The organism is Azospirillum isscasi, assembly GCF_030849505.1.
Lineage (GTDB): Bacteria > Pseudomonadota > Alphaproteobacteria > Azospirillales > Azospirillaceae > Azospirillum > Azospirillum isscasi.
In genome coordinates this window covers 1-8,889 of the sequence record NZ_JAUJFI010000202.1, presented here as the reverse complement: position 1 = coordinate 8,889, position 8,889 = coordinate 1, and the positions used below count along the sequence as shown (strand labels likewise).

Below are 8,889 nucleotides of genomic sequence, written 5' to 3'. Positions count from 1 at the left end.
GCGCCGCTGTTCCCCGCGCACGGCAAGCGCGACGGCTACCTGCGCCCCGACCCGGACAGCCCCGCCGCCGTCGCCAAGGCGGTGTTCGAGGCCGCCGAACTGGTCGGCGAGTTCGAGAAGCCGCGTTACATCGACTTCAAGGCCGACCTCTGCGCCCATTCGCGCAGCCGCAAGACCGGCTGCACCCGCTGCCTGGAGGTCTGCCCGACCGGCGCCATCACGCCGAACGGCGACCATGTGGCCATCGACCCGCACGTCTGCGCCGGCTGCGGCTCCTGCGCGTCGGTCTGCCCGACGGGGGCCAGCACCTACGCCCTGCCGCCGCTCCAGACCGTCTACGAGCGGCTGCGCACGCTGCTCTCCTCCTACGCCAAGGCCGGTGGGGCGGAACCGGTTCTGCTGGTCCACGACCCGCGGCACGGCGACGAGATGATCTCGCTGATCGCGCGGTACGGGCGCGGCCTGCCGGCCCGCGTGCTGCCCTTCGCGGTGAACGAGGTGACGCAGCTCGGCTTCGACGTGTTCGCGGCGGCGCTGGCCTACGGCGCGGCGCGGGTGCGCGTTCTGGTGGGGCCGGGCAACGCGGGCGAGACCGCCGGCCTCGCCAGCCAGATCGGGCTGGCCGAGACGGCTATGGCGGGGCTGGGCTACGGCTCGGGCCGGGTGTCGATCATCGACGCGCAGGACCCCGACGCGGTGGCCGCGGAGCTGTGGAGCCTGCCGCGCGGCGACGCCCCCGCCGCCGGCGCCTTCCTGCCGATGGGCGGCAAGCGCACCGTCACCATGCTGGCGCTGCGCCACCTGCACAAGGTCGCGCCGGAGCCGGTGGAGGTCCTGCCGCTGCCGCCGGGCGCCCCCTTCGGGCGGGTGCAGGTGATGGCGGAGGGCTGCACGCTCTGCCTGTCCTGCGTCGGGGCCTGCCCGACCGGGGCGCTGCTCGACAACGCCGACAAGCCGATGCTCTCCTTCTCCCAGGACGCCTGCGTGCAGTGCGGCCTGTGCAAGACCACCTGTCCGGAGAAGGTCATCACGCTGGTCCCGGAAATCGACTTCCGCGACGGCGCCCGCGGCGCCAAGGTGCTGAAGGAGGAGGAGCCCTTCTGCTGCATCAAGTGCGGCAAGCCCTTCGCCACCAAATCCTCCATCGACAAGATCGTCGCGGTGCTGGCCGGGCGGCACGCCATGTTCACCACGCCGGAGGCCGCCGACCGCATGCGCATGTGCGGCGACTGCCGCGTCGTGGACCAGTTCGAGCGGGGCGATTCGCCCTTCGCGCTGGGCGCCCCCCGCGCGCCGCGCACGACCGACGACTATCTGCGCGAGCGGGAAGAGGCGCAGAATGGCAAGGATGGCGGCCCGGGCGGCGACAGCATCCACTGACCAGCCCGGCAAAACGCTCCGCGGCGTCGGAATTGATCCCCGTCAAGTCCCGGCGCCGCGCTCCATGGTCTCCTGCGCCTGAAATTCCAGGTGGCGAAAAATCCGCAACTCGGACCTATATATCAGGACCGGGTTCGGCGTCATAATCGCCGCCCGGACTGCACGATACGGACCCCCCTGGGGAGAAGCCCGCCGATGACGACCGTTCCGCCGACCGCTCCCGCCCCGCTCGTCGACCCCTTCGGGCGGACCGTCAGCTATCTGCGCGTGTCCGTCACCGACCGCTGCGACCTCCGCTGCGTCTACTGCATGGCGGAGGACATGAGCTTCCTGCCCAAGGCGGAGGTGCTGACGCTGGAGGAGATCGACCGCGTCTGCTCCGCCTTCGTGAAGCTGGGCACCCGCAAGCTGCGCCTGACCGGCGGCGAGCCGCTGGTCCGCAAGGGCATCCACGAGCTGATCCACAGCCTGGGCCGCCATGTGAAGGCCGGCGATCTGGACGAACTGACCTTGACCACCAACGGCACGATGCTGTTCAAGTATGCCGGCGATCTGGTGGAGGCCGGGGTGCGCCGGATCAACGTGTCGCTGGACACGCTCGACCCCCACAAGTTCCAGGCGATCACCCGCTGGGGCCGGCTGGACAAGGTGCTGGGCGGGCTCCAGGCGGCGAAGGAGGCTGGCCTCCAGGTCAAGATCAACACGGTCGCGCTGAAGGGCGTGAACGACGACGAGTTTCACCGGCTGGTCGGCTGGTGCGGCGAGCAGGGCTTCGACCTGACCTTCATCGAGGTCATGCCGATGGGCGAGATCGGCGACGAGGCGCGGCTCGACCAGTATCTGCCGCTCAGCCTGGTGCGGGCGGAGCTGGCGAAGCGCTGGACGCTCGACGAGATCGACTACCGCACCGGCGGCCCGGCCCGCTACGTGCGGGTGGCGGAAACCGGCGGGCGCATCGGCTTCATCACGCCGCTGACCCACAATTTCTGCGAAAGTTGCAACCGCGTGCGGCTGACCTGCACCGGCACGCTCTTCATGTGCCTGGGGCAGGAGGACGCGGCCGACCTGCGCACCCCGCTGCGCCTCAGCGACGACGACGGACTGCTGGTCCAGGCGGTGCGCGACGCCGTCGCCCGCAAGCCCAAGGGCCACGACTTCATCATCGACCGCCGCCACAAAGGCCCGGCGGTGCCCCGCCACATGAGCGTGACCGGCGGATGACCGACCGCGCCGGTGCTGCCCCAATCCCTCTCCCGCCCCGGAAGAGGGACATGACGGGCAACACCCCCGCCCTATGACCGCAGCGGCCTTCTGCATCCGGGCATCCTGCGCTATGGTCCCCGAGACATGACCGAAACCGCCGCCAAGTTGCCCGCCGATCCGACGCTGGACCCGCTGGCGCCCGACCCCACGGCCCGCAAGCCCGCCGACCTCCGCATCGCCTTCTGCGCGGCGAACACGGAAGAGGCGATGCGGGCGCGCACCCGGCTGGTCCACCGCTACGGCAACGCGCCGCTGGAGGACGCCGACATCATCGTGGCGCTGGGCGGCGACGGCTTCCTGCTGGAAACGCTGCACCGCGCGCTCAAGCGCGACGGGCGGAACCCGCCGCCGGTCTATGGCATGAACCGCGGGTCGGTCGGCTTCCTGCTGAACGTCTTCCGCGAGGACGGGCTGGCCGAGCGGCTGGCCAGCGCCCAGAGCGTCACGCTGCATCCCCTGCGCATGAAGGCCACCCGTTGCAACGGCGAGCAGGTGGAGGCGCTGGGCATCAACGAGGTGTCGATGCTGCGCGAGACCCGGCAGGCGTCGAAGCTGCGCATCACCGTGGACGGAGTCGTCCGCCTGCCGGAGCTGATCTGCGACGGCGTTCTGGTCGCCACCCCCGCCGGCAGCACCGCCTACAACCTGTCCGCCCACGGCCCGATCATCCCGCTGGGCGCCGGCGTGCTGGCGCTGACCCCCATCAGTTCCTTCCGCCCGCGGCGCTGGCGCGGCGCGCTGCTGCCCCACACCGCCAAGATCACCGTGGACATCCTGGAGGAGGCCAAGCGCCCGGTCAGCGCGGTCGCCGACTCGACCGAGGTGCGCGAGGTCATCCGCGTGGACGTGGAGGAGGCGCGCGACGTCGCGCTGACCCTGCTGTTCGACCCGGAGCTGAACTTCGAAGAGCGGATTCTGAAGGAACAGTTTTCGCCGTGACGGCGCGCCCGCCCGGCCCTGCCGCCTACTCGGCGGCGCGGCGCGCGGTGCCGGCCTCCGCATGGGCGCAGATGCGGCGGGTCAGGGTGGTCAGGTCGGCCTGAAGCCGGGCGAAGCCCTCGTTCCGCTCCAGCGTGTCCTCGTTCATGTAAAGGCGCCGGTTGATCTCCAGTTGAAGCGAATGGCGGCCCCGCGCCGGGTTGGCGTAGCGGGACACCAGTTCCACCCCCTTGAAGGGATGGTTCCGCACGACCGTGTAGCCGAGCCCGGTCAGCACCTCCTCCACCAGGGCGGTGAAGCCCGGTTCGCAGGTGGTTCCGTCGCGGTCGCCCAGCACGAAATCCATCCCCAGCTTCTGCGCCGCTCCCGGCCCGACCGCGGAGGGCATGGAATGGCAGTCGATGTGCCAGACGGCGCCGAACCGCGCGGCCAGATCGTCGATCACGCTGGCGACCTGGAAATGATAGGGGCGGTAATAGCGGTCGATGCGCTCCGCCACCCCGGCCACGGACAGACGCCCGTCATAGAGCGGCATCCCCGGACGGACCAGGGTGCGGATCAGCCCCATACCCGCCGCACTCTTCTCCGTCGGGCGCAGCGGGTCGGGCCAGCGCCCGTCGAGAAGCGCCGGGTCGATGTCGTCGATGGCCCGGTTCGCGTCGATGTAGGTGCGCGGGAACAGGGCGCAGAGCAGGGTCGCCCCATGCTCCGGCGCGTGGGCGAACAACTCGTCCACATGGGTGTCCTCGGCCTGCCGCAGAGTGGACAGCGGGCAGACGAAGGCGAAATCGCGCGGGTACACGGTGCCGCTGTGCGGTGAATCGAAGAACACCGGCAGGCGCGGGATGATCGGATCGTTGCGGACGAGCACGTCCTCGATCACGAAACTCATGGCTGACCCCGGTGTCCCAACTGCGCCGGTGGACCGTGGCACCTGCCCGGACGGCATAGCACGGCGCTGCGGCGGATGGATTCGGGTATAGACGAAGGCCGGGTGGCCGTCGACCAAAAACCGTCATACACCGGTAAGGCTAAGGACATGACGGGCATGGGAAATGGCGGGACTGGCGCACCGCCGGACTCTCCGCCATACTGACCATTCGGCGAGAGCGCCCGGCAACTGCCCGCCCCGCAAACGCGAGATCCGCTTGACCGAATCCCTGCCACCGATCGAACTGACGCCGCCGGACATCGGCGCCTACCGCCGCGGCAACACCGGCATCGACCACGTCACCACGCTGGAGTCCGGACGGCCCGGCCCTCACGCGGTCATCGTGTCGTTGATCCACGGCAACGAGATCGGCGGTGCGGTGGCGATGGACCGGCTGTTCCGGATGGGGGTCAGACCCGCCCGCGGGCGGCTGACTCTGGTCTTCGCCAACACCGCCGCCTACCAGAGCTTCGACGCGGAGCGGCCCTACGCCTCCCGCTTCGTGGACGAGGACATGAACCGCGTCTGGTCGCCCGACGTGCTGGACGGTCCCCGCGACAGCGCGGAGCTGCGCCGCGCCCGGCAACTGCGCCCGGTGTTCGACGCGGCGGACGTCGTCCTGGACCTGCATTCCATGACCGCGGACACCCCGCCGCTGACGCTCTGCGGGCGGACGGACCGCGCCCGTGCCCTGGCCCGGCGGCTCGGCTTCCCGGCCTGGACCGTCGCGGACGAGGGGCACGCGGCGGGGCGGCGGGTCATTGACTATGCCGGTTTCGCCGAAGCGGACGGGCGGCGCACGGCGATCCTGGTCGAATGCGGCCAGCACTGGCGGACCGAAACGGCGCTGGTCGCGCTGGAAAGCTGCATGCGCTTCCTGCTGGCCCAGGAGATGATCGACCCCTCGCTGGCCGACCGCCACATCCGCCCCCACCCCGAACCGCAACACACCGTCGAGGTGACCGAGGCGGTGACGGCGGAGACCGACGAGTTCTTTTTCGACCAGCCCTATGTGGGGATGGAGGTCATCCCGCGCGCCGGGACGGTCCTGGGCCGCGACGGCAACCGCCGGATCGTGACGCCCTACGACGACTGCGTCCTCATCATGCCGGCGCGGCGCCCGAAGACCGGACAGACCGCCGTCCGGCTGGGGCGGATCGTTCCGTGAACCGGGCGCGGCGAGCGGCATGACCATCGGACCGGGGCTTCGGCCCTTCGCGCTCGCCCTCGCGCTGGGGACGGCGGGAGGTGCGCTGTTCAGCTATTTCCATCTGCCGCTGGCCTGGATGATCGGGGCCATGACCGTCACCACCGCCGCCGCGATGGCCGGTGTGGCTCTGCATGTGCCGAAGGCGCTGCGCAACGCCATGGTGATGATCCTCGGCGTCATGCTGGGCAGCGGCTTCACCCCGGACATCCTGGGCCGGCTCGGCGAATGGAGCCTGTCGCTGAGCGGGCTTGCCGTCTATCTGGTGCTGGCGACCACGGTCGGGGTGCAGTATCTGCGGCGCTCGGCCCGGCTGGACCCGCCGACCGCCTTCTTCACCGCGACACCCGGCGGGCTGAACGAGATGGTGATGGTGGGCACCCGGATGGGCGGCGACAGCCGGACCATGGCGCTGTCCCACGCGCTGCGCGTGATGCTGGTCGTCCTCGTCATCCCCTTCGCCTTCCAGGCTTTGGGACTCTACGACCCGGCCCGCCGCGGCGCGCTGGGACCGCCGCTGCTGTCGCTCGCGCCGCTGGATGTGGCGCTGCTGTCGGCCTGCGCGCTGGGCTATCCCCTGGCGAAGCTGCTGCGCATCCCCGCCGCGCAGATCGTCGGGCCGATGCTGCTGTCCGCGGCGATCCACCTCGCCGGGCTGACCGAGGGAAAGCCGCCGGGCCTGCTGGTCGGCGCGGCGCAGGTGGTGATCGGGGCGTCGCTGGGCTGCCGTTTCACCGGCTTGAAAGTCAGCCGCATCGGGCGCGACGGCCTGACCGCGGTGGGGCTGACCGGGCTCATGCTTCTGGTCACCACGGCGGCGGCCTGGATGGTGGACGAGGCGACGGGGCTGGGCCTCGCCGCGCTGATCCTCGCCTTCGCACCGGGCGGGCTGGCGGAAATGACGCTGGTGGCGCTGGCGCTGAACATCGACGTGGCGCTGGTCGCCACCCACCACATGGTGCGCATCATCCTGATCGTGACGCTGGCGCCGGGCTGCTATCTGCTGTGGCGCAAGTGGCGTTCCCGCCGCGGAAAACCCTGACGGCCCGGCCCTTTCGCCGCACACGCATGTGTGGAGCTTCCGTTGCGCCCATCTCGCACGCCGTGCGAGGTGGAGGCGCGAACGGGTGGTGGAGCGCCACCACCCCGCCGCTCAACAAGGAAGCCTGGAGGATGAAGGAAATCCTCAGTCTCCTGATCCTGCTGCTTCAGATCGTCAAGGCAATCCTTGATCTTCTGAACCGGCAGTGATCGGGCCGGGAGGCGGGGAAAAAGGGCCCCTGCCTCCCAAGCCTGATGATGGGGCCACGCGCTCCGGATTGCAAGTCATCCGATCATTTCACGGCGGGCTTACCCTTTTCCCACTGGGGGTTCGTGTCGATCAGCGGCACGCTGGAGATGGACATCTTCGCCGAGGCGTCCTTCACCTGCCGGCTGTAGACCACGTAGATCAGCGTGTCGTTCACCCGGTCGTAGATGCGGCGGATGGCGATGGACTTGAAGATCAGGCTCTTGCGCTCGGAAAAGACCTCCTCGCCCTTCTGCGACAGCTCGATGTCGCCGATCACCAGCGGCCCGGTGCGCCGGCAGGCGATGGAGGCGTTCGACGGGTCCTCGAACCAGTTCCCCTTGGTCAGCCGGTCGAGCACGCTGCGGTCGAAATCGACCAGATGGCAGGTGACGCCCTTCACCTTCGGGTCCTCGACCGCCTGCACCTGAAGCCCGTTGCCGGTCCAGTCGTTGGAAAAGCGCCCGACGATCAGGTCGTCGGCCAGCGCCGCCGGAGCCACCATCGGTGGCAGCACGGAAAGCGCCAGGACCATCAGGCCGCGGCGGATGTTTATCGAGGGGAACGGGCTGCGCATCTCGTGGAACTCCGGTCATCGCGAAGCGGGGGCCGCGGCGGGCGCGGTCCTGCAATACCCCTAAATCGGATGGGTGTCCGGCGCCGTCAAGCGCCCGCCCGGCCCGCGTTGGAGTGCCTGCCCCCGATGAGCGACCGCACCATCGACCCACCCCTGAGCCCGCCGCCGGAGCCGGTGACAGACCCCCTGCCCCCGGCCCGGAACCCCCGCGACCCGATGCGGGTGGCGGTGGTGGGTCTGTTCGTCATCGCGCTGCTGTTCACGCTGTATTTCGGGCGCGACGTGCTGCTGCCGATCATGCTGGCGTTGATTCTCAGCCTTCTGCTGCGGCCCTGCGTGCGCGGCCTCTACCGGCTCGGCCTGCCGGAGGCGCTGGGGGCGGCGGTGATGGTGATCCTGGTGTTCGGCGCCGGGCTGGGAACCATGTACGCGCTGGCGACCCCGGCCACCGCATGGGTCAACCGCATGCCCCGCGTGGTGAACGAGCTGGAGTTCAAGCTGGGCGACATCCGCGAAGGGATCGAGCGCGCCCGCGAAGCCTCCCGCCAGATCGAGCAAATGGCCGCCGACCGCAACGGCGCGGCGCGGGAGGTGGTGGTGCGCGGCCCGTCGCTGGCCGAACAGGTGCTGCACCAGGCGGAAGCGGTGATCGCCAACGTGGTGATCCTGCAGGTGCTGCTCTATTTCTTCCTGGCCCGCGGGCGGCAGAGCCTGGAGGCGCTGATCGGCACGATGCGCAGCGTGGACGACCGCGTTCATTACGCCATGGTCGCGGCCACGGTGCAGCAGAACATCGCCGCCTATCTGGCGACCATCACCGTCATCAACTTTTGCCTCGGCATCGCCACCGCGCTGGCGATGTGGCTGTGGGGGGTGCCGAACGCGGCGCTGTGGGGGACTTTGGCGGGGCTCATCAACTACGTGCCCTTCATCGGCCCGGCGGTGATGACGGCGGTGCTGTTCCTGGTTTCGGCGCTCAGCTTCGAGGGGGGCGTCCACATCTTCGGCCCGCCGCTGACCTTCGTGGCGCTGACCATGCTGGAGGGCAACTTCCTGACCCCGATGATCGTCGGGCGGCGGCTGGCGCTGAACCCCATCGCGGTGTTCGTGTCGATCCTGTTCTGGGGCTGGATGTGGGGCATTCCCGGCGCGCTGCTGGCGGTGCCGATCCTGGCGATCCTGAAGATCCTGTTCGACGCGCACGAGCCGATGAAGCCCTTCGGCGCCCTGCTGGGCTGAAGCTCTGGCCCCGGCAGCGGCGCCGTGGCATGGTCCGAGAGTGATCGACCGGCAGGAGTTGCGGC

At 69.9% G+C, this 8,889-nt stretch carries 8 protein-coding genes; 6 read left to right on the top strand and 2 right to left on the bottom strand.

Going from position 1 to position 8,889, the window contains the following annotated elements; genetic code table 11:
• The 3 genes from QSG27_RS25705 to QSG27_RS25695 form a co-directional block, all read left to right on the top strand.
• On the top strand, nt 1-1,380 hold a 1,380-nt coding region (locus tag QSG27_RS25705), incomplete at its 5' end, for a 4Fe-4S binding protein (protein ID WP_306711206.1).
• Nucleotides 1,381-1,575: 195 nt separating this feature from the next.
• Entirely contained in the window at nt 1,576-2,601 is a 1,026-nt protein-coding gene (moaA, locus tag QSG27_RS25700; protein ID WP_306711204.1) for a GTP 3',8-cyclase MoaA, read from the top strand.
• 126 nt (nt 2,602-2,727) lie between these two features.
• Nucleotides 2,728-3,582 carry an NAD kinase gene (locus tag QSG27_RS25695; protein ID WP_306711202.1) on the top strand — a complete coding sequence of 285 codons (855 nt, stop codon included), beginning with the start codon at nt 2,728-2,730 and terminating at the stop codon, nt 3,580-3,582.
• A 25-nt stretch (nt 3,583-3,607) separates the two neighbouring features.
• Here QSG27_RS25695 and QSG27_RS25690 read toward each other — a convergent pair whose 3' ends face one another.
• Nucleotides 3,608-4,474, bottom strand: a complete 867-nt coding sequence (locus tag QSG27_RS25690; protein ID WP_306711200.1) for an N-formylglutamate amidohydrolase — start codon at nt 4,472-4,474, stop codon at nt 3,608-3,610.
• 256 nt (nt 4,475-4,730) lie between these two features.
• Between QSG27_RS25690 and QSG27_RS25685 the strand changes: the two genes are divergently transcribed.
• A complete protein-coding gene (locus tag QSG27_RS25685) occupies nt 4,731-5,681 on the top strand; it encodes a M14 family metallopeptidase (protein WP_306711198.1) in 951 nt (316 codons plus the stop codon).
• Between the two features lie 19 nt (nt 5,682-5,700).
• Nucleotides 5,701-6,762: an AbrB family transcriptional regulator gene (locus tag QSG27_RS25680; protein WP_306711196.1), complete on the top strand. Its 1,062-nt coding sequence runs from the start codon at nt 5,701-5,703 to the stop codon at nt 6,760-6,762.
• A gap of 292 nt (nt 6,763-7,054) precedes the next feature.
• Here the strand turns inward: QSG27_RS25680 and QSG27_RS25675 are convergent, their stop codons facing one another.
• Nucleotides 7,055-7,585, bottom strand: coding sequence for a CreA family protein (locus QSG27_RS25675; RefSeq protein ID WP_306711194.1), 531 nt, complete (start codon nt 7,583-7,585; stop codon nt 7,055-7,057).
• Nucleotides 7,586-7,711: 126 nt separating this feature from the next.
• Between QSG27_RS25675 and QSG27_RS25670 the strand changes: the two genes are divergently transcribed.
• Entirely contained in the window at nt 7,712-8,824 is a 1,113-nt protein-coding gene (locus QSG27_RS25670) for an AI-2E family transporter (protein WP_306711192.1), read from the top strand.
• Nucleotides 8,825-8,889: the final 65 nt, after the last annotated feature.